Source organism: Micromonospora sp. NPDC048999, from assembly GCF_040649295.1.
Classification (GTDB): domain Bacteria; phylum Actinomycetota; class Actinomycetes; order Mycobacteriales; family Micromonosporaceae; genus Micromonospora.
On record NZ_JBEZFI010000003.1, the window covers coordinates 24340 to 44781 of the forward strand.

The 20442-nt window shown below is 73.8% G+C and carries 15 protein-coding genes; 8 read left to right on the plus strand and 7 right to left on the minus strand.

Annotated features, from left to right (window positions below):
- Positions 1-19 precede the first annotated feature (19 nt).
- Positions 20-1180, plus strand: a complete 1161-nt coding sequence (locus AB0C02_RS06600) for a 5-(carboxyamino)imidazole ribonucleotide synthase (RefSeq protein ID WP_357541890.1) — start codon at positions 20-22, stop codon at positions 1178-1180.
- On the plus strand, positions 1177-1668 hold the full coding sequence (gene purE, locus AB0C02_RS06605) for a 5-(carboxyamino)imidazole ribonucleotide mutase (protein ID WP_357541891.1): 492 nt from the start codon (positions 1177-1179) through the stop codon (positions 1666-1668). Before AB0C02_RS06600 ends, purE begins: the two co-directional genes overlap by 4 nt.
- A gap of 368 nt (positions 1669-2036) precedes the next feature.
- On the opposite strand, the gene AB0C02_RS06610 is transcribed toward purE, so the two are convergent.
- The gene (locus AB0C02_RS06610) at positions 2037-6926 is read right to left on the minus strand and encodes a permease (RefSeq protein WP_357541893.1); all 4890 of its coding nucleotides are present in this window, start codon (positions 6924-6926) and stop codon (positions 2037-2039) included.
- A gap of 93 nt (positions 6927-7019) precedes the next feature.
- Positions 7020-8447 carry a UDP-glucose/GDP-mannose dehydrogenase family protein gene (locus AB0C02_RS06615; RefSeq protein ID WP_357541895.1) on the minus strand — a complete coding sequence of 476 codons (1428 nt, stop codon included), beginning with the start codon at positions 8445-8447 and terminating at the stop codon, positions 7020-7022.
- A 241-nt stretch (positions 8448-8688) separates the two neighbouring features.
- Here AB0C02_RS06615 and AB0C02_RS06620 point away from each other — a divergent pair, with 241 nt between their 5' ends.
- Complete coding sequence (locus tag AB0C02_RS06620; RefSeq protein ID WP_357541897.1) at positions 8689-9852, plus strand: acyl-CoA dehydrogenase family protein; 1164 nt, start codon at positions 8689-8691, stop codon at positions 9850-9852.
- Between the two features lie 53 nt (positions 9853-9905).
- On the opposite strand, the gene AB0C02_RS06625 is transcribed toward AB0C02_RS06620, so the two are convergent.
- The gene (locus AB0C02_RS06625; RefSeq protein ID WP_357541899.1) at positions 9906-10565 is read right to left on the minus strand and encodes a hypothetical protein; all 660 of its coding nucleotides are present in this window, start codon (positions 10563-10565) and stop codon (positions 9906-9908) included.
- A gap of 23 nt (positions 10566-10588) precedes the next feature.
- On the opposite strand from AB0C02_RS06625, the gene AB0C02_RS06630 reads away from it, so the two are divergent.
- Entirely contained in the window at positions 10589-11107 is a 519-nt protein-coding gene (locus AB0C02_RS06630; RefSeq protein ID WP_357541901.1) for an acyl-CoA thioesterase, read from the plus strand.
- Positions 11108-11260: 153 nt separating this feature from the next.
- A complete protein-coding gene (locus AB0C02_RS06635) occupies positions 11261-13249 on the plus strand; it encodes an acetoacetate--CoA ligase (protein WP_357541903.1) in 1989 nt (662 codons plus the stop codon).
- Positions 13250-13264: 15 nt separating this feature from the next.
- Here AB0C02_RS06635 and AB0C02_RS06640 read toward each other — a convergent pair whose 3' ends face one another.
- Complete coding sequence (locus AB0C02_RS06640) at positions 13265-13954, minus strand: TIGR03089 family protein (RefSeq protein ID WP_357541905.1); 690 nt, start codon at positions 13952-13954, stop codon at positions 13265-13267.
- Positions 13955-14104: 150 nt separating this feature from the next.
- Between AB0C02_RS06640 and AB0C02_RS06645 the strand changes: the two genes are divergently transcribed.
- Both AB0C02_RS06645 and AB0C02_RS06650 read left to right on the plus strand, forming a co-directional pair.
- The gene (locus AB0C02_RS06645) at positions 14105-15250 is read left to right on the plus strand and encodes a glycosyltransferase family 1 protein (RefSeq protein WP_357541907.1); all 1146 of its coding nucleotides are present in this window, start codon (positions 14105-14107) and stop codon (positions 15248-15250) included.
- A 64-nt stretch (positions 15251-15314) separates the two neighbouring features.
- On the plus strand, positions 15315-16406 hold the full coding sequence (locus AB0C02_RS06650; RefSeq protein WP_357541909.1) for a sugar phosphate nucleotidyltransferase: 1092 nt from the start codon (positions 15315-15317) through the stop codon (positions 16404-16406).
- A 43-nt stretch (positions 16407-16449) separates the two neighbouring features.
- Here AB0C02_RS06650 and AB0C02_RS06655 read toward each other — a convergent pair whose 3' ends face one another.
- Positions 16450-17034, minus strand: a complete 585-nt coding sequence (locus AB0C02_RS06655; RefSeq protein ID WP_357541911.1) for an NUDIX domain-containing protein — start codon at positions 17032-17034, stop codon at positions 16450-16452.
- 314 nt (positions 17035-17348) lie between these two features.
- Between AB0C02_RS06655 and AB0C02_RS06660 the strand changes: the two genes are divergently transcribed.
- Positions 17349-18344 (plus strand): winged helix-turn-helix domain-containing protein, encoded by a 996-nt coding sequence (locus AB0C02_RS06660; RefSeq protein WP_357541913.1) that lies wholly within the window; start codon positions 17349-17351, stop codon positions 18342-18344.
- A gap of 23 nt (positions 18345-18367) precedes the next feature.
- On the opposite strand, the gene AB0C02_RS06665 is transcribed toward AB0C02_RS06660, so the two are convergent.
- Both AB0C02_RS06665 and cofD read right to left on the minus strand, forming a co-directional pair.
- Entirely contained in the window at positions 18368-19456 is a 1089-nt protein-coding gene (locus AB0C02_RS06665) for a coenzyme F420-0:L-glutamate ligase (RefSeq protein ID WP_357541915.1), read from the minus strand.
- Positions 19453-20439, minus strand: a complete 987-nt coding sequence (gene cofD, locus AB0C02_RS06670; RefSeq protein WP_357541917.1) for a 2-phospho-L-lactate transferase — start codon at positions 20437-20439, stop codon at positions 19453-19455. The genes AB0C02_RS06665 and cofD overlap by 4 nt, the downstream gene beginning before the upstream one ends.
- Positions 20440-20442 lie beyond the last annotated feature (3 nt).

Sequence of the window (20442 nt, forward strand, 5' to 3'; positions counted from 1 at the left end):
CGGATAGGCTGGCGGCGCTATGGATACCCGTACCGGACTGCCTGTTGTCGGCATGGTGGGCGGAGGCCAGCTGGCCCGGATGACCCACCAGGCCGCTATCGCCCTCGGCCAGTCGCTGCGTGTGCTGGCGCTCACCCCGGATGACGGCGCGGCCCTGGTCGCCGCCGACGTCCAGTACGGCGACCACACCGACCTCGCCGCTCTGCGTACCTTCGCCAAGGGCTGTGACGTGGTCACCTTCGACCACGAGCACGTGCCCTCCGCGCACATCCGCACCCTCGCCGGCGAGGGCGTGAAGCTCTTCCCGCCGGCCGATGCGCTGCTGCACGCGCAGGACAAGCGGGTGATGCGGGAGCGGCTCGGCGAGCTGGGAGCGCCGAATCCGGCCTGGCGTCCGGTGGAGGCACCCGCCGACCTGATCGCCTTCGGCGCGGAGACCGGCTGGCCGGTGGTGCTCAAGGCGGCCCGGGGCGGCTACGACGGCCGGGGCGTGTGGCTGGTGGAGGACGCCACCCAGGCCGGCGAGCTGGCCGCGACCCTGCTCGACGGGGGCACCCCGCTGATCGTCGAGGAGCGGGTGGCGCTGCGCCGGGAGCTGGCCGTGCAGGTGGCCCGCTCGCCGTTCGGGCAGGTCGCCGCATACCCGGTGGTGGAGACGGTGCAGCGGGACGGGATCTGCGTCGAGGTGCTCGCCCCGGCGCCCGGCCTGCCGGAGGAGCGGGCGGTCGCCGCCCAGCAGCTCGCCATCGACCTGGCCACCGCGCTCGGCGTGGTCGGCCTCCTCGCCGTGGAACTGTTTGAGACCGCCGACGGCCTCGTGGTCAACGAGCTGGCCATGCGGCCGCACAACTCGGGGCACTGGACCATCGAGGGCGCCCGTACCTCACAGTTCGAGCAGCACCTGCGGGCCGTGCTCGACTACCCGATGGGCGACACCTCGCTCACCGCGCCGGTCGTGGTGATGGCCAACGTGCTGGGTGGCGAGCCGGGCGGGCTGCCGATCGACGAGCGGCTGCACCACCTGTTCGCCGCCGAGCCCGGGGCCAAGGTCCACCTGTACGGCAAGCAGGTGCGGCCCGGCCGCAAGATCGGGCACGTCACGGTGCTCGGACACGACCTGGATGAGGTACGAGCCAGGGCCGCGCGCGCCGCCCGTTGGCTGCGGGAGGGACGCGAGTGAGCACCGTCGGGCTGATCATGGGCAGCGACTCGGACTGGCCGACCATGAAGGCCGCCGCCGAGGCGCTCGACGAGTTCGAGGTGGCGTACGAGGTCGGCGTGGTTTCGGCGCACCGCACTCCGGTCAAGATGATCGAGTACGGCCGGTCCGCTGCCGACCGGGGGCTCAAAGTGATCATCGCCGGTGCGGGGGGCGCGGCTCACCTGCCCGGCATGGTCGCGTCCGTCACCCCGCTGCCGGTGATCGGGGTGCCGGTGCCGCTCAAGTATCTCGACGGGATGGATTCGCTGCTGTCCATCGTGCAGATGCCGGCGGGCGTGCCGGTGGCCACCGTGTCGATCGGCAACGCCCGCAACGCCGGGCTGCTCGCCGTCCGGATCCTGGCCGCCTCGGATCCGGCCCTGCGCAAGCGGATGGTCGACTTCCAGCAGGGCCTGGAGAGCCTGGTGGCCGAGAAGGACGCCGCCCTCCGCGCCACCCTGTCCTGACCACCGCCAGCGGTCCCGTCCGGCCGGGCGGCAGTCCCGTCCGCGCACACCATGACTACGCTACGTCATGATGGGGCGTCAATCGCTCTGCGTGAGCGCGTCCAGCTCTGCCGGCAGGACCTCTTCGTGCCTTTGCTCTGCAGCCATATACGCAGCATCGCGCTGAGCTGGTAATCCGTGGCGGAGGCGCATGAAGACGAATCCGGCGGAGGTGACGGTCCGTTACTGTTGCGTCGATGGCTGCAGAGCAAAGGCAGCGCCGACCCATCTCCCGACAGCGAGAGTTGAGCACCGAGGGTGACCGCCCCCCTCCCCGCGAACCGTCACCCCTCTGCCCGCCCACGACGGTGGATGCCAGCCCCTCCGATTCATCTCATGCCGCGGAGGGCGGTCTGCAACCGCTCCTGGGCCCGGCGGCGGCGCTCGTTGCTGGCACCGAGCGCCAGCAGGATGATCCCGACCGGGATCAGCATCAGCCACGGACCGAGGCTGATCAACGCGTGTACCGCGGCCACCGCGGTGACCGTGGCCCCGACGATCACCGGTGCCTGCTGTCGGCTCATCGAGCCGAAGATCAGCACCGTCACGGCGCCGAGCAGTAGCAGCACCTGACGCAGCATGTTGGTGTCGGTGGCCAGCACGATCGCCAGCGTCGGCAGGAACGCGGCGACCAGCGCGGGTCCGTACGCTACCCAGCTGGACTGGTCCGGCCGGTGCCGCAGCTCCAGCAATCCAACCAACAGGGCGAGCGCGGCGAACGGCAGCGTGTATGCCTCGGGCAGCGCCACGTCGGTCACCCACATCAGGATCCACCAGGCGCTGATCTCGCAGCCCACCACCGACCAGAACAGGATCCGGCGCTCCACCGGCCGGCGGCCCGGGCGGCCGGCCGCCACCCCGAGCACGGCGCCCCAGGCGGCCAGCAGCGCGGCGATGTGCCGGGGCGAGTCGTACGCCATGGCCAGCGCGATGAGCGCTGCGGCGTACCCGGTCCACTCCACGGTGGCCGCCTCCCGGTACGCCTCAGGGCGACGCAGTCGGGGGAGGCCAGCGGCGAAGACCTGGAGCGCGGCCCCGACAGCCAGCACCCCGAACGCCGACCAGACCGCGGCGAGCCCGGCGACCAGCCCGAGGGTGAGCACGAACAGTTCGGCCATCAGCGAGGCGAACAGCCAGCCGAGAATGCGGGCCCGCTGGGTGGTGCCGAAGAGCGCGGCGCCCACGCCCACGCCGACCGCCCCACCCAGGGTGAACAGGGTCAGCTCCCGGTTGGCGAGGCTGCCGGCCAGCCCGGCGCCCCCGGCGGCGAGCCCGATCGCGAACACCAGCACCCGCGCGACCCGCAGCGAACGGGCCGGCTCGACCAGCGGCGGGGGCAGGGTCAGCGCCAGCCCCAGCATGGCGAGGGCGAAGACCGCCGCGCCGGCCAGCGCGCTCGCCGGCCAGCCCTGCCCGAGGGCCACCGGCGTGATCAGCAGGGTGACCGCCGCGCCGGGCAGCACCACCGGGACGGCCCGGGAACGCCGGTTGCCGCTGAACCCGGTGGCGGCGAGCGCGGCCGTCGCGGTGAGCAGCAGCGCGGTCAGTACGTGGGTGGCATCGACGGCCCCGGCGGGTGGGGTGAGCAGTTCGGGCGGTGCCCCGTGCCAGATCCGTGGCAGCACCCGGAACGGCTCGACCAGCGCCACCAGCAGCGGTGGGGCCAGGCTGATCAGGGCCAGCGCGGTCGGCAGCGCCGCCGCCGCGAGCGCGCCGGCGGCGGGACTGACCCGCCAGCGCAGCTCGGCGTCGTCGTCCGACGGCCGGCGCAGCGCGCCGTCGAGCAGGACCGTCCAGCGGCGTACCGGCCGGGCCGACTCGACCGGCGGGGCGGTGGCGGCCCGGACCAGCTCCGCGAGTACGCCGAGCAGCGCGGCCGCGGCGGCAAACACGCCCGAGGGCAGGTGGGCGATCGCCGCGGCTACCGCGCCGGCGGTCGCGCCGCCCACCACGGCCACGCTCGCGTACGGAAGGTATTGCGGCACCTGCCGGCGGACCGCCGCCACCGCGGCGAGGCCGATGCTGGACGCGGCCAGCGCGGCGGTCAGCACCACCTGCGGTGCGCGGCCGAACTCGACGGCCAGCGCGGCGACCGCGCCGGGGAGGGCGAGCAGGGCGGCGGCCACTGCCGCGCCGCCCACCTGCACCAGGTGGGGCGGCATTCCCTCGGTGCGGATGTCTTCGACGAGCGTCGGCGCGAGCGTCCGGGCCAGGGCGGCCACCACCACCCCGATCAGGGCGACGCTGGTCAGCGCCAGCGCGGTGGTCCACGGGCGGACCAGCCCGGCGCCGGTGGCGTGCAGGGCCACCACCCCGGCCACGGTGGCCCGGGACAGGGCGGCGCGGGGGTCCACCGCGGCGGACGCCGCCATCCCGAAGACCGTGGCGACCGTGGCGCCCACCAGCACCGGCGACCACCAGGGCAGGTCGAAAGCGGCCGGGGCGCCGATGGTGGCGAGCACTGCGGCCGCCCCGGCGACGTCGTACTTCCACGGCGGTGGCAGCAGGACGCCGGCGGCCAGCGCGAGCAGCGCCAGCGCGACGGGCGCCTGCCAGGCCGAGCCGCCGGTGGGCGCGGCCGGCCAACTGCTCAGGTCGCCGGCCCAGATCGGACCGGGGGTGGCCAGGACGCCGATGCCGCCGCGCAGCGCGCTCCAGCCGGCGACCAGGCCGACCAGCATGCCGCCGATCGCGAGGCCGACGATCGGTCCGCGCCGCCACTCCTCGGGCAGCGCCCGGGCGGCGACGGCGACCACCAGTACCAGCCCGGCCCCGACCACGAGCTGACCGCCGGGCGCGAGGACGGCGGCGATCCGGACCAGGGTGGCGACCAGTCCCGCCGTGGTGACGGCGAGTGCGAGATCCGACCCGTCCAGCGACAGGTCGGAGCGGCGGCCCGCGTCGATCCGTGGGGCGAGCGCGAGCAGCGTGGCGGCGAGCAGCAGCAGCCCACTCACCCAGGCGTCGGCGGCGGTGGCCCCGGGCGCGCCGAACCCGGCCGCGGCGACGGCCGCGGCGCCGAGCACGGTGCCGATCGCGTGCGGCGCGCTGAGGTGTCGCTGGGCGACCTGGACGAGGGCGGCGTAGCCGAGGGTGACGCAGAGGCCGAGGAGGCTCGCCGCGAGGATCGGGACGGTGACCTCACGCAGGCTCGCCGGGGTGAGGGTCGGGCGGGCCGGCACGGTCGCGGCGACGAACGCGGCCACCGCTCCGGGGAACGCGAACGCCGCGCCGCCGGCCGCCCAGCCGCAGACCGTGTCCACCGACGCGGCGGCGATCCGGAACCGGGGCGCCAGCGACACCAGCGTGCCGGCCAGGAAGATGGTGGTCAGCGCGGCGGCGGTGAGCGCCGGCCGGGCGAGCGAGGCGCCGACGCCGAGCACGCCCAGCCCGGCGGCGGTGACGGCGTGGAGCACTGCGGAGCGTCCGGTGTCCGCGGTGAGCCCGAGCACGCCGATTCCCACCGCGGTCAGCAGCATCGGCCAGCAGGCGGTCGTCCAGCCCAGACCGAGGGAGGCCGGCACGGCGAGCGCGGTCAGCGCCGCTCCGACCACCGCGAAGTCGCGTCGGATCTCCGGCGGCAGGGCGACCGCTGCGGCGATCGTGAGCAGCAGCGCGCTCGCCGCGAGCTGCCAGCCGGTTGGCCCGACCGACGCGGCCAACGTGGCGTGCCACCGGTCCAGGTCCGCCGACCAGGCGGGCAGCGCCGCGCGGACCGGCGCCAGCCCGGCCCGCAGCGCGCCGCCGGCCACCACCAGACCGCTGACGGTCAGCGCCACGGCCGAGGCGAGCTGCGGCCCGCGCCGGGCCGCCTCGGGTACGCCTCGGACGGCGAACCCGGTCAGCGCGATGACCGCGGCGATGAGCAGCAGCGACCGGCCGGGAAAGCCCACCGAGGCGACCCGGCCCAGGGCGCCGATCACCGCGAGGGTGACGATGCCGGCGGCCACGTCCGGCAGCGGCGGCCGGCGCAGCGTCAGGGCCCCGGCCAGCCCGACCAGCGCGGCGAGCAGCAGCACCGCGCCCGCGCCGGCGGTGACCGGGACCGTCGCGGCGCGCAGCAGCGCGGTGACCGCGTACGCCAGGGCGACGGCGACCGCCGCGCCGTGCAGCATCCAGGTCAGCTCGGGCAGCAAGGGCACCGGGCGACCCGGCGGGCTGCCCGGTGCGGCTCCGGCCGGTGCCGCGCCGAGCACCTCGGGGGACTCCTCGGGGTCTGTCTCGGGGCGTTCGTCCGTGCTGCGCTGGCGGGGTGGAGCGGGGGTTGGCGGCGGGCTGGGCAGGTCCCGCCGGACCGGCCGTTCGACGACCACCGCCGAGCGGGCCAGGGCGAGGTCGATGCCGGCCACCACGGCCGCCACCAGCGCCCAGCCCGCCGGCCCGGTGATCCGCTCGTACGCCAGCAGCGGCAGCACCGGTTGGGCGGCCAGTACGGTGGCGAAGCGCGGGGCCCGCAGCCCGGTCCAGTGCGCGTACCCGAACGCGACGACGGTGGTGACCAGGAAGATGGACCCGGCGAAGGCCGAGCCGGAGGCCCCGCCGATCCGGTCCACGGCCCAGAGCGCGTACCCGGCCAGCGGCACCAGCAGCAGGCCCACCGCGGCGATCGTCTCGGCGGTCGAGGTGAGCCCCCGACGGGCCAGCACCGGCGGGGCGAGCAGCATCAGCACCGTCGCCACCAGCAGCACACCGAGCCGGGCCAGCGCGTCCATCGAGCTGGTGGCGACCGCGGCGAAGACCACGGCGGCGACGCCGAGCAGCAGTGCGCCGAGCCCGAGCGGGATGTTCTGCACCTCTCGGGAGGACGCCTCCGGCGGGTGCTCCGGGGCGTCCACGTCGAGCAGCGGCGGCCGGGGCCGGGGCGGCAGGTCGCCGCGGGCGGGCGGCGGGGGGCCCTGACGGGGCACCCGCGACCACGCGCCGGCCGTCGGCGGGCGGCGGCTCGGGCGGCGCAGCACCCGACGTGGCCGGGTGGCCTGCTCCTGTTGTTTCTCACCTGCGTGCGCGAGGATGTCCCGCTGGAAGAGCGCGGCCTGCATCTTGGCGGCGATCTGCCGCTGTTCGCGGGCGATCTCCGCCTCGCGGGCCTTCATCTCCGCGATCGAGCGCTCGATCTCCGTGAGGTGGTCGGCCCACTGTGGCTGGCCGGCACCGCAGTGTGGGCAGACGGCGGCCGGTTTGATCTCTCGCCCGCACGAGGCACATCTGAACGCCTGCACGACACTCCTCCGCCCGGCCGGCCTGCACTGTGGATCCCCACTGTCGCAGCATGCCTTGACCGGGCGCGGATTTCGACCGTTGTCGGCGAGGCGTCAGGGGCGGCCCATGCCTCGATACTCCCAACCCGCCTGCGTCCACAGAGTGGAGTCCAGGCAGTTGCGGCCGTCGACCACCTTGCGGCCGTTGACCAGTTCGCCGAGAGCGACCGGGTCGGCGTTGCGGAACTCGGCCCACTCGGTGAGGACGCAGACCAGGTCGGCGTCGCGGACCGCGTCGTTCATGTTCGCCGCGTACGTCAGCTCGGGCACCGCGCGGCGTGCGTTCTCCATGCCCTGCGGGTCGAACACGTGCACGTCGGCGCCGGCCTTGCCGAGCAGCGCGGCGACCGCGAGCGCCGGGGCGTCCCGTACGTCGTCGGTGTTGGGCTTGAAGGTGGCGCCGAGCACGGCGACCCGGGTGCCGGAGAGGTCCGGCCCGGCCGGACCCGACCGGCGGCCGAGCAGGTCGGCGGCGACCTGCAGCACCCGGGTACGCCGACGCATGTTGATCAGGTCGACCTCGTGCAGGAAGCGCAGCGCCTCGCCGGCGCCGAGCTCCTGGGCCCGGGCCTGGAACGCTCGGATGTCCTTGGGTAGGCAGGCGCCGCCGAAGCCGAGGCCGGCCTGGAGGAAGCGGTTGCCGATCCGGGGGTCGTAGCCGATGGAGCGGGCCAGCTGCGTGACGTCGCCGCCAGCGGCCTCGCAGACCTCGGCCATCGCGTTGATGAAGGAGATCTTGGTGGCCAGGAAGGCGTTCGCCGCCACCTTGACCAGCTCCGCGGTGGCGAAGTCGGTGACCACCAGCGGCACCTCGCGGTCCTCGGTGGCGGCCAGGTCGAAGACGCCCTTGTGGGCGGCGTAGAGCATGCCGTTGGCCCACTCGCTCTTGACGCCGACGACGATCCGGTTGGGGCGCAGCACGTCGTCGACGGCGAAGCCCTCCTGGAGGAACTCGGGGCTCCACGCCACCTCGATGCCCAAGTCGGCCGGGGTGTGCTTGCAGACCAGCTGCTCCACCCAGTCGGCGGTGCCCACCGGAACGGTGGACTTGCCGACGATCAGCGCCTTGCGGGTCAGGTGCTGGGCGAGGTTGGTCACCGACGCCTCGACGTACGACAGGTCGGCGCCCAGGCCGTCGGCCCGCTGCGGGGTGCCGACGCAGATGAAGTGCACGTCGCCGAAGTCGGCGGTCTCCTGGATGTCGGTGCTGAACCGCAGCCGGCCGGCGGCCAGGTTGCGCCGGAGCAGCTCGTCCAGGCCGGGCTCGTGGATCGGGACCTCGCCCGCGTTCAGCTTGGCGATCTTGTCCGCGTCGACGTCGAAGCCGAGCACCTCGTAGCCCAGCTCGGCGTAGCAGATGGCGTACGTCGCACCGAGGTAGCCGGTGCCGAGGAAGGTCACCCGGGGCCGGGCCGCGCCCGAGGGCGGGGTCACCGCGGCGATGGCCGGCATCGGCTGGGTGTTCGGGTACGGGATCGTCACGCCTTCATCTCCGCTCGCACTGGCGGCGCTTCCTTGCGTCGCATTCTGCTGCGGCGCCTGGCCGGGCACCGGTGGGGGACCTCGCTGTGGTTCTGTGGCCGCGTGCGGCTTCGACGCCCAGGAACGAGCCTACGCGCCGGTAAGGTGCCCCAGATCCTCGGTCGCTATCCTTCTGCCTGTGCGGCCGACGGTGCTGAAGCGCTCGGACTGCGCATTTTAGCGGTGAAGGGGAGGGTCCGACATGGCCGCGGAGCAATCGTTCGACGTCTACCGATTGCCGGAGGAGCACGACGCGATCCGGGAAGCGGTTCGTGAGGTCTGTGCGGCGAAGGTGGCGCCGCATGCCGCTGAGGCGGATGAGACGGGTGAGTTCCCCAAGACGTCGTACGATGCGCTGCGCTCGGCCGACTTCCACGCCCCGCACATCCCCGTCGAGTACGGCGGCGCCGGCGCGGACGCGCTGGCCACGGCCATCGTGATCGAGGAGGTGGCGCGCGCCTGCGCCGCCTCGTCGCTGATCCCGGCGGTGAACAAGCTGGGCACGATGCCGCTGCTCCTGGCCGGTTCCGAGGAGCTGAAGCGGAAGTATCTGACCCCGGTCGCCACCGGTGAGGCGATGTTCTCCTACTGCCTCTCCGAGCCGGAGGCGGGCAGCGACGCCGTCTCGATGACCACCAAGGCGGTGCGGGACGGCGACCACTGGGTGCTCAACGGCGTCAAGCGGTGGATCACCAACGCGGGTGTCTCCGAGTACTACACGGTATTCGCTGTGACCGATCCCACAGCCCGGTCGAAGGGCATCTCGGCGTTCGTGGTGGAGAAGTCCGACGCCGGGGTCAGTTTCGGCGCGCCGGAGAAGAAGCTCGGCATCAAGGGCTCGCCCACCCGCGAGGTCTACTTCGACAACGTCCGGATCCCGGCGGACCGCATGATCGGCGCCGAGGGCACCGGCTTCGCCACCGCGATGCGCACCCTGGACCACACCCGGGTCACCATCGCCGCCCAGGCGCTCGGCATCGCTCAGGGCGCGCTGGACTACGCCAAGGGGTACGTCCAGGAGCGCAAGCAGTTCGGCAAGCCGGTCGCCGACTTCCAGGGCGTCCAGTTCATGCTCGCCGACATGGGCATGAAGCTGGAGGCGGCCCGCCAGCTCACGTACGCCGCCGCCGCGAAGTCCGAGCGGGGCGACGCGGACCTGACCTACTTCGGCGCCGCCGCGAAGTGTTTCGCCTCCGACGCCGCCATGGAGATCACCACCGACGCCGTGCAGTTGCTCGGCGGGTACGGCTACACCCGTGACTACCCCGTCGAGCGGATGATGCGGGACGCCAAGATCACCCAGATCTACGAGGGCACCAACCAGGTGCAGCGCATCGTCATGGCGCGCCAACTCCTCAAGGGCTGACCAGGCCGGGACGATCGGGCGGGCGGGCCGGGGTTCCGGCCCGCCCGCGGTCGTCAACGGGGCTCGGCGCTGCCCTCCGGTCGGGACGCCGTACGCGGGGGCGCGGACCACGGCGATTCGCCGCCGATCCGACGGGGCAGGGGTTCGGTGGGGGTGAGGTCGGGATAGCCCAGCGTGAGCGGCGCGGTGTCCGTGTCGTTCGGGTCGGCCGGCGGCCAGTCGCCGAGCGAGTGGGGGTTCTCGATCGGCGCGTCGGTCGGGCTCGGCATCGCCACGGCCGCCGGCTTTCCGGGCCACCGCCGCCACCGCTGCCGGCTGAACACGGCCATCAGCAGCAGCACGCCGATCAGGAACAGGGTGCCGTTCTCCACCGGTTGGCGCAGCGGCAGCGAACTCCCGAGCATTTTCCAGCCCTCGGGAATCTGGTCACGGACGGTGAATGGCGCGACGAACAGGCCGACGTAGGGCACGACCAGCAGCAGCCCGGCCACGAGCGAGCCGAGCGGCGACAGGCGCAGTGTGCCGAGCAGGCCGAGCAGGATGCCGGCGACGCCGAGGTAGACGGCCGGCTCGATCAGGTTGGGCGTGCTGTACGTACCGTTGTTCACCCAGCGGTGCACGGTACTTCCAGACCCGTCCTGACCGAGGGTGACGAGCACCCAGGTGACGGGCGCCACCACCAACCCGGCGAGGAAGCTCCAGAGATGTCGCATCCGCGCACCGTACCGTTTCTGGCATGACAGATCACCCCTCCGCCAAGCCGGCGGGCAAGCCGACCTCGTACTCACGGGTCACGTTGAGCCGGATCATGACTGCCGTCGATGTCAATCTGTACGGGACCGTGCACGGTGGGGTACTGATGAAATTCGTCGACGACGTTGCCGGGGCGGCGGCGGCCCGGCACAGCGGCGGCACCGCGGTCACCGCCTCGATCGATGAGATCGTCTTTTCCGAGCCGGTCCGGGTGGGGGATCTGGTGCACGCGCACGCCCAGGTCAACTGGACCGGGCACACCTCGATGGAGGTGGGTGTGAAGGTGGTCGCCGAGCGCTGGGATTCGGCCGAGGACGAGCCGGTCGGGGTCGCCACGGCGTACCTGGTCTTCGTGGGTGTGGACGTCGGCGGCGCGCCGCGTCCGGTCCGGCCGGTGCTGCCGGAGACCCTGGAGGACGAGCGCCGCTGCCGGGAGGCGGAGATCCGCCGGGCCCACCGGCTGGCCCGCCGCCGCGCCATCCAGGCCCACCGCGGCGCCTGAGGACGCCGGCCACACAGGGGGGCGGTGCGGGGTGTGGGCGGGGCACGCCCCGGCGGCGGTACCCGGTGCGGACAATGGCCTCGCGAGGTAGGGCAAGATGGCGCCACGGCCCATGCACAGTGTCGTGACCGGGGCCTGAGGGAGGGTGGAGCAGTGGGTGACGTGCTGTGGGCGCCGCCGGCCGACGTGCGCGAGCGGTCCCGGATCGGCGACTACCTGCGCTGGCTGGCCGAGCACCGGGGGCTGGAGTTCGCCGACTACGACGCGTTGTGGCGCTGGTCGGTGACCCACATCGAGGGGTTCTGGCGCTCGATCTGGGACTACTTCGAGGTGGTCACGCACACCCCGCCGACCGCAACGCTCACCGACCGGGCGATGCCGGGTGCCCGCTGGTTCCCCGGCGCGACGCTCAACTACGCCCAGAACGTGCTGCGGATGCCCGGCCTGGCCGACGACGACCCGGTGGTGATCGCGCACGGGCAGACCCGCGCGCCGGAGACGCTCACCGCGGCCGAGTTGCGCGAGCAGGTCCGCCGGGTGGCGGCCGGGCTGCGGCGGCTCGGCGTCGGCCCCGGCGACCGGGTGGCGGCGTACGCGCCGAACATCCCCGAGACGTTTGTGCTGCTGCTCGCCACCGCCAGCCTGGGTGCGATCTTCTCCTCCTGCGCCCCCGAGTTCGGCACCCGCAGCGTCACCGATCGGTGGCAGCAGATCGAGCCCAAGATCCTGGTGGCCGTGGACGGCTACCGGTACGGCGACAAGCCGGTGGACCGTCGGGCCGAGGTGGCCGCCATCCGGGCCGCGCTGCCGTCGGTGGAGCACACCGTCAGCATCGCGTACCTCGATCCGGCCGGCGCCGCGCCAACGGGCGCGATCGCCTGGGCCGAGTTGGCGGCGGCGACCGACGAGCCGTTGACCTTCACCCCGGTGCCGTTCGACCACCCGCTCTACGTGCTCTATTCCTCCGGCACCACCGGCCTGCCCAAGCCGATCGTGCACGGCCACGGCGGCATCCTGCTGGAGCATCTCAAGATGCTGGCCCTGCACCACGACCTGGGCCCGGCGGACCGGTTCTTCTGGTTCACCACCACCGGCTGGATGATGTGGAACTTCCTGGTCTCCGGGCCGGCGGTGGGCGCCGCGATCGTGCTGTTCGACGGCAACCCGGGCCACCCGGACCTGGGCGCGCTCTGGCGGCTGGCGGAGGAGACCGGCACCACCTACTTCGGCACCTCAGCCCCGTTCCTGCTGGCCTGCCGCAAGGCGGGTCTCATCCCGAAGGACATCGCCGATCTGTCCGCGCTGCGCGGGCTCGGCTCGACCGGCGCGCCGCTGCCGGCCGAGGGCTTCACCTGGGTGTACGAGACCGTCGGCGACACCGTGCAGCTCCAGTCGCTCTCCGGCGGCACGGACGTCTGCACCGGCTTCGTCGGCGGTGTGCCGCTGCTGCCGGTGCACATCGGTGAGATCACCTGCCGGGCGCTCGGCGCGAAGGTGGAGGCCCGCTCCGCCGACGGCACCCCGGTGATCGGGCAGCTCGGTGAGCTGGTGATCACCGAGCCGATGCCGAGCATGCCGGTGGGCTTCTGGAACGACTCGGACGGTTCGCGCTACCGCGAGGCGTACTTCGAGGTCTATCCCGGGGTGTGGCGGCACGGGGACTGGATCACCATCAACGAGCGGGGCGGCTGCGTGATCACCGGCCGGTCCGACGCCACCCTGAACCGGGGCGGCGTACGCCTCGGCACCGCCGAGTTCTACTCGGTCGTCGAGGGGATGGACGAGGTGGTCGACTCGGTGGTGGTGCATCTGGAGGACGACCAGGGCGGAGCCGGTGAGCTGCTGCTCTTCGTGGTGCTCGCCGAGGGGCTGGAGCTGGACGACGAGCTGCGGAAGAAGATCTGCCGCGAGCTGCGCACGGCCCTGTCGCCCCGGCACGTCCCCGACGAGATCCATCAGGTCCGCGCGGTCCCCCGCACCCTGAGCGCGAAGAAGCTCGAGGTTCCGGTCAAGAAGATCCTCACCGGCACTCCGGTCGACCGCGCCGCCGCCAAGGGCGCCCTGGTCAACCCGGAGTCCCTGACCGCATTCGCCGCCTTCGCCCAGCGCCGTACCCCCACCGACCACCCCACCTCCGCCTGACCCGCCCCCGGTCGGCTAGGCCAGGACGCGGGTGGTCTTCTCGGCGGCGGTGCGGGCGTCGAGGCGGGACGGGTCCAGGTTGGCGCAGAGGACGAGGCTGGCGCGGGCGGTGAGGGGGGCCAGGAGCCAGTCGACCGGGTCGGGGTGCTGTCCGGTGTCGACCAGCAGGCGGTCGCCGGGGGTGAGGCAGAGCTCCGTGGCGCGGGCCTCCGCGCGGGCCAGCAGCGCCGCGTCCGCCTCACCGCCCTGCGGGTACGGCGTGAAGTGGTCGCCGTGGCCGCGTACCGCCGACACGAAGTCGGCGAAGCCCGGCGGCACCTGCCGCATCGGCAGGGCGAACGGGTCGAGCGCGAGGGCGTAGCGCTCGCCGGCCGACCAGGCGGCCGCCGCGTCGATCCGGTCGGCGGCGGCGAAGAGCACGTCCACCGCGCCCGGCGCGTCGACCACGGTCAGCTTCGCCGACCAGCAGCCGAGCAGCACCGCGGCGCTCTGCCAGTGCGGTGGCAGCAACACGCCGGCCGTGTCGTCGGGGCCGAGGGCGGCCTCGTCGACGAGCAGGTTGGCCGTCTTGGCCACCCAGTTGGCCAGCGTCGCGCCGGACAGTTCGGTGCGCTCGCCGGTGGCGTCGTCGTACCAGGTCAGCAGGGGGCGGGTGGGGTCGGTCGCGATCGCGTCGGCGAAGACCCGGGCAATGTTGTCGGCCATCGGCGCGAACGATACGCGTCCGAATCCGTATTCGATGACAACGCGAAGTCGACGTACGGTCGGGTCGCAGTCAGCGTCAGGACCCGCGCCCGGCGTAGGCTTGCCGACAGTGTCATGGCCCACAGACCCGCCTGCCCGAGGAGTCGCCCTGTGACCGCCGGCCGCCCACCCCGTGTGCTCATCGACGCCACGAGTGTCCCCGCCGATCGCGGCGGCGTCGGTAGATACGTCGATGGCCTGCTCGGCGCCCTCGGCCAGGTCTGTGGCTCCGGCGTGGACCTGGTCGTGGTGAGCCTCCGCACCGATCTGGAGCGCTACACCCGGATGCTGCCCGGGGCCGAGGTGATCCCCGCCCCGGCGGCGGTCGCGCACCGCCCGGCCCGGCTCGCCTGGGAGCAGACCGGCCTGCCGCTGCTGGCTCAGCAGGTGGGCGCGGAGGTGCTGCACTCGCCCTTCTACACCTGCCCGCTGCGGGCCGGCTGCCCGGTGACGGTCACCGTGCACGACGCGACGTTCTTCACCGAGCCGGAGCATTACGACAAATCACGCCGGACGTTCTTCCGCAGCGCGATCAAGACGTCGCTGCGTCGGGCCGACCGGGTGATCGTGCCCAGCAAGGCCACCCGGGACGAGCTGATCCGCCTGCTGGACGCCGACCCGACCCGGATCGACGTGGCATACCACGGGGTCGACCAGGCCGCCTTCCACGCCCCGAGCCAGGAGGAGAAGGCCCGCGTCCGGGCCCGCCTGGGGCTGGGCGGCAGCAGCTACATCGCGTTCCTCGGGGCCAAGGAGCCGCGCAAGAACGTACCCAACCTGATCCGCGGCTGGGCCCGGGCGACGGCCGGCCGGGAGAACCCCCCGGCGCTGGTCATCGCCGGCGGCCAGGGGCACGACGACGACATCGACCGCGCGGTGGGCGAGGTCCCGTCGCACCTGCGGCTGCTCCGTCCGGGTTACCTGCGCTACGCCGACCTGCCCGGCTTCCTCGGCGGCGCGCTGGTCGCCGCCTACCCGTCGTACGGCGAGGGGTTCGGCCTGCCGATCCTGGAGGCGATGGCCTGCGCGGCGCCGGTGCTGACCACGCCGCGGCTGTCGCTGCCCGAGGTGGGCGGCGACGCGGTGGCGTACACCAGTGAGGACCCGGACCAGATCGCCACCGACCTCTCCGCCCTGCTGGACGACGAGCAGCGCCGCCTCTTGCTGGCCAAGGCCGGCTTCGACCGGGCCAAGGAGTTCACCTGGGAGTCCAGCGCGGAGGTCCACATCGCCGCGTGGGGCCGGGCCCGTTCCTGAGCCGGCCCCAGCGGGTACCGTCGACCGCCGGTCCGGGGTGCGGCGGTTCGGGCATGATGTGCTGATGTTCTACGCGGTCATTCCGGCGGGTGGCAGTGGCACACGGTTGTGGCCACTGTCGCGGGCCGGCCATCCCAAGTTCCTCCACCCGTTGACCGGCACCCCGGCGTCGCTGCTGCAGGCGACGGTGGACCGGTTGGCGCCGCTGACCACGCCCGAGCGCACGCTGGTGGTCACCGGTGCCGCGCACGTCGCGGCGGTGGCCCGGCAACTGGCTGGCCTGCCCGAGGAGAACATCCTGGTCGAGCCGTCGCCGCGCGACTCGTGCGCGGCGATCGCGCTGGCCGCGGCGGTGATCGCGGAACGCGAACCGACGGCGGTGATGGGCTCGTTCGCCGCCGACCACCTGATCGGTGACCCGGCGCGCTGGGCCGAGACCGTACGCCAGGCGATCAGCGGCGCGGAGCAGGGCCTGCTGATGACGGTGGGCATCACCCCGACCCGGCCGGAGACCGGCTACGGCTATCTGGAGACCGGCGAGCCGGTCGGCGACGGCCCGCTGCGCCCGGTGGCGGAGTTCAAGGAGAAGCCGGCCGCCGAGGTGGCCGAACGCTACCTCCACTCCGGGCGACACCTCTGGAACGCCAGCATGTTCGTCTGGCGGGTGGACGTCTTCCTGGCCGAACTGGCCCGGCAGCAGCCGGCCCTGCACGCGGCGATCACCGCGATCGCGGCGGCCTGGGGCACCCCGGAGCAGGACGACGTCCTCGGCACCGTCTGGCCGACCCTGCCGAAGATCTCCGTGGACTACGCGGTGATGGAGGGTGCGGCGACCGCCGGCCGGGTGGGGACCGTGCCGGGCGACTTCGGCTGGAACGACGTCGGCGATTTCCACACCCTCGGCGAGGTGCTCCCCGCCGACGAGGCCGGCAACGTGGTGCTGGGCGCGGACGCCAAGCCTGGTGTGCTGCTGCGGGACAGCGACGGCCTGGTGGTGGTGTCGCATTCAGGGCGCCTGGTGGCGGTCCTCGGCCTACGCGACCTGATCGTGGTGGACACCCCGGACGCGCTGCTGGTCTGCCCGCGTGACCGGGCCCAGGACGTCAAGAAGCTGGTCGACGAGCTCAAGGAACGCGGCGAGGAGAGCCTGATCTGACCGGGCGCGGCGGCCGACACCGGACTGGCCTGCCACGCCCCGCTCAGCGGCCGGCGCGGCGGGCCAGGGCGGCGAGGGCCGGCGCGATCAGCTGCACGGTGGCGTGGGCCAGCGGCTCGGGCAGCCGGTCCGGCGGGAACCAGCCCAGCGCCTCGGACTCGTCGCTGACCCGCTCGGTCGCCCCAACCGGGGCGAGCACGGCGAACCGTACGTCGTAGTGCAGCGAGCCGCCCTGGCAGGTGACCGGGTGGATGTCCACGTCGATCGGCTCCGGGTCGACCACCATCCCGGCGATGCCGGACTCCTCGGCGACCTCCCGCAGCGCGGCGGCGGCCAGGGTCCGGTCGCCGGGCTCGCAGTGCCCGCCGAGCTGCACCCACTTGCGGAATTTGCCGTGCAGGCAGAGCAGGATCCGCTCGCCGGTCGCGTCGAGCACCAGCGCGCTCGCGGTGACGTGCCCGGCCCGATGGCCGCGGCTCATCGCCACCGGCCCGGCGGCCAGCAGTTCCAGGGTCCGGTCGCGGGCCGCTGCGGCGGCCGGGCTGGTCGGCGTCCAGCGGCTCAGCACCGCGGTGGCGTCGGCATGCAGGTCGGCGTACGCCGGCAGGTCGTTGCGGAGGTCGGGCACCCGGACACTCTACGAGCGGGCCCCGGCCCTGCGGTTGATTGGGCGTGTCCTCACGGGTGGGACGACCGGATGGCACCTCCACGGCGAGTGCCGCGGACCCTCGTTGGCGCTGTCCGGCCGCCCGTTCCCCCCGGAACGCCGGTCGCCTCGGGCCGGGGTGCTGACACCTGGCCCCTACCGGCAAGAGGAAGTCTTGCCGAACGCCCCGCTCGCCGTCGAGGTCTTTCAGCCCACGCTTAAAGATGGAGATAAACGCCGCCGGGTACAGTGCCATCGGTGGCGGGCGTTCCCGCGGCCCGCCCCGGGAGCGCGCCATGCTGAAGATCATTTTCACGAGTGAGGACATCCTGCGGACCAGGGTGGCCCCCGCTGCGGATCCGGTCTGGGAGCTGATCCTCAGCCTGCACCTGCTCCAGGGCCGCAGGCATGAGCCGCTGCTGACCGAATGGCGCCGCGCCACGGCCCGCACCCTGCGGATGGACAGTGCCGCCGAGCGGTTCCGCCTGCTGCTCGCACTCAATCCCCCGCGCGGCTACTTCCCCGACTTCCTCACCCCGTACGCCAGCAAGGAGGGCTTCCAGGCGGGGCTGGAGGCGGTCCGCGGTACGCCCGTCGACATGCTGCACCGGGACCTGACCCGGCTCGCGGAGGAGAATCCGCTGCCCGCCCCGGCCGCCGCGCTGGCCCGGGGGGAGCCCGAGGTGCTCCACCACCTCACCGACTCGATGGCGCACTACCACTCGCTCGCTGTCACCCCATACTGGTCGCGGATCCAGGCCGCGGTGGAGGCCGACCGGGCGCGGCGGGCGCGGGCGATGCTCGACGGCGGGCCGGAGGGCCTGCTGGCGAGTCTGCGGCCCAGCATGCGGTGGGCGGACGGGGTGCTCGAGGTGCTGGACTACCCGGACAGCCGGGAACTGCACCTGGGCGGCCGGGGCCTGCTGCTGGTCCCGTCGTTCTTCTGCGCGCGGACCCCGGTCGCGCTCCTCGACCCGACGTTGCCCCCGGTGCTGGTATATCCGGTCGACCGGCTCGGCGGCCTCGCCCGGCAGGCCGGCGGTGGGCGGAACCCGGACGGCACCCGGGAGGCGCTCGCCGCTCTGCTCGGCCGTACCCGCGCCGCCGTCCTGGAAGCCGCCGACGACGGCTGCACCACCGGGGAGGTGGCCCGCCGGCTCCACATCTCGGCCGCCGCGGCCAGTCAGCACACCACGGTGCTGCGCAACGCCGGCCTGCTGGTGAGCCACCGGGACCGCAACACCGTGCTGCACACCCTCACCCCGCTCGGCCGCGCCGTCCTCGACGCCTGACTCCCTGGGCGCGGCAGCGGAGGTCAGACGGCCAGGGCGGCGCTGGCGGTGCTGCCGGCCGGCGGCGGAAGCAGCGCCGAGGAGACGCCCTCGGCGGCCAGCGCGGTCCGCAGGCGTTGCAGGTCGGCACCGAAGCGCACCAGGTCCGCCGGGTCGACCGGGGTCGGCGGGGCCCCCAGGACGAGCCCGCCGGCCTGTTCGGGCCAGCCGGGCACGGTGGCGACCAGGCCGGCGCGTACCTCGTCGTCGGTCACGTGGGTGAAGACCGTGCCGGGCGCGACCACCCCGGCGACCGCGGCGATCGCCCGGTCCACCGCGGCCGGGTCGGCCGGCGTCGGTCCCACGCCGTCGGCGAGGACGGCGGCCTGCCGCAGCCCGGCCGCCCTCGCCTCGGCGGTGCCCAGCGAGAACAGATCCAGCGCGGCGTCCCGGATCAACACCCGGGCGCCCCCGTCGTCGGCGGGCCGTGCCACACCCAGGTAGCCGCGGACGACCGCGACCGGCACCTGGTCGCACTTGCCCTTGATCAGCTCGGCGGCGCCGGCCAGCTCGTCCACCACCGCCATCTGGGTGAGCTGGAGCTCGTTGCCGTACGGGTCGATCTCACCCCGGTGGTCGCGGATCGCCGGCATTCCGGCCACCCCGAGCGCCACGTCGGTGAGCCCGTTGCGCCACGGCCGGCCCATGGTGTCGCTGATGATGACCGCGACATCAAGGTGATACTGGTCACGCAGCGCCGCCCGTAGCGCCCGGGCGGACGCATCCGGATCCTTCGGCAGCAGCACCAGTCGGGTCTTGTCCACGTTCGAGGCGTCGATGCCGGCGGAGGCCATCACGAAGCCGTGGTGGGTCTGCACGATCCGGGTCGTCCCGCGGGCGGCTACCACCCGGGCGGTTTCCGCGGCGAGCACGTCGTCCCGGGCGGCCAGCCGCTCGGGCCCGTCGGCCGGCACGTCGACCAGCCGGCCCTCCGCCTTCGACACGATCTTGCTGGTCACCACCAGCACGTCGCCGTCGCGCAGCCACGGCGCCGCGGTGGCGATCATCGCGGCCAGGTCGTCGCCCTCGGTCACGTCGCCGATGCCCAGCACCGGCAGGATTTCCAGCTTCACACCAGCTCCAACGCGGCTCGGACCATCGTGGCCGTCGCCGCCTCGTCGATCATTCGCAGCGGCGCCGACCGCACGGTCACCGCCGGCACCAGCGTCCCGGAGTCCTCCGGAGCGACCAGCCAGCCGTCGAGCAGGCCGCCGGCCGACCGGCCGCCGTAGAGGCCGCCCACCCCGGCCGCGCTGCACTCCACACCGAGCACGGCGAGGCAACGGTCGGCCATGCCGCGCACCGGGGCGCCGCCGATGATCGGCGACACGCCGACCACCGGGGCCCGCCCGTCGGCGACCGCGTCCCGCAGCCCCGGCACGGCCAGGATCGGGGCGATGCTCACCACGGGGTTGCTCGGCGCGACCAGCACCACGTCGGCCGAGCCGATCGCCTCCAGCACGCCGGGCGCCGGCTTCGCCGTCTCCGCGCCGACGAAGACGAACCGGTGCGTCGGAAGGTCCGCCCGGTGCCGCACCCACCACTCCTGGAAGTGGATCGCCCGCTGGCCGCCGTCCAGGTCGGCTGCGCCGGCGCTGCTGGCGGCTGCGGGGCTCCCGCTCACCACCACGTGCGTCTCCAGGCGGTCGTCGGTGGCCGGCAGCAGGCGTACGCCGGGCTGCCACCGGGTGGCGAGCGCCTCGGTCACCTGGGACAGCGGGTAGCCGGCGTTGAGCATGGTCGTCCGGACCAGGTGCGTGGCGAGGTCCTTGTCGCCCAGGCCGAACCAGGTGGGCTCGGCGCCGTACGCGGCCAGTTCGGACTTGACCGTCCAGGTCTCACCCACCCGCCCCCAGCCCCGCTCCGGGTCGGCGCCGCCGCCCAGCGTGTACATCACGCTGTCCAGGTCCGGGCACACCCGGAGCCCGTGCAGCAGCAGATCGTCGCCGACGTTGACCACGGCGGTCACCTCGGCCCCCACCTCCCGGGCGTACGCCCGGACGCCGAGCAGGAACCGGGCCCCGCCGATTCCGCCGGTCAGAACCACGATGCGCATGGT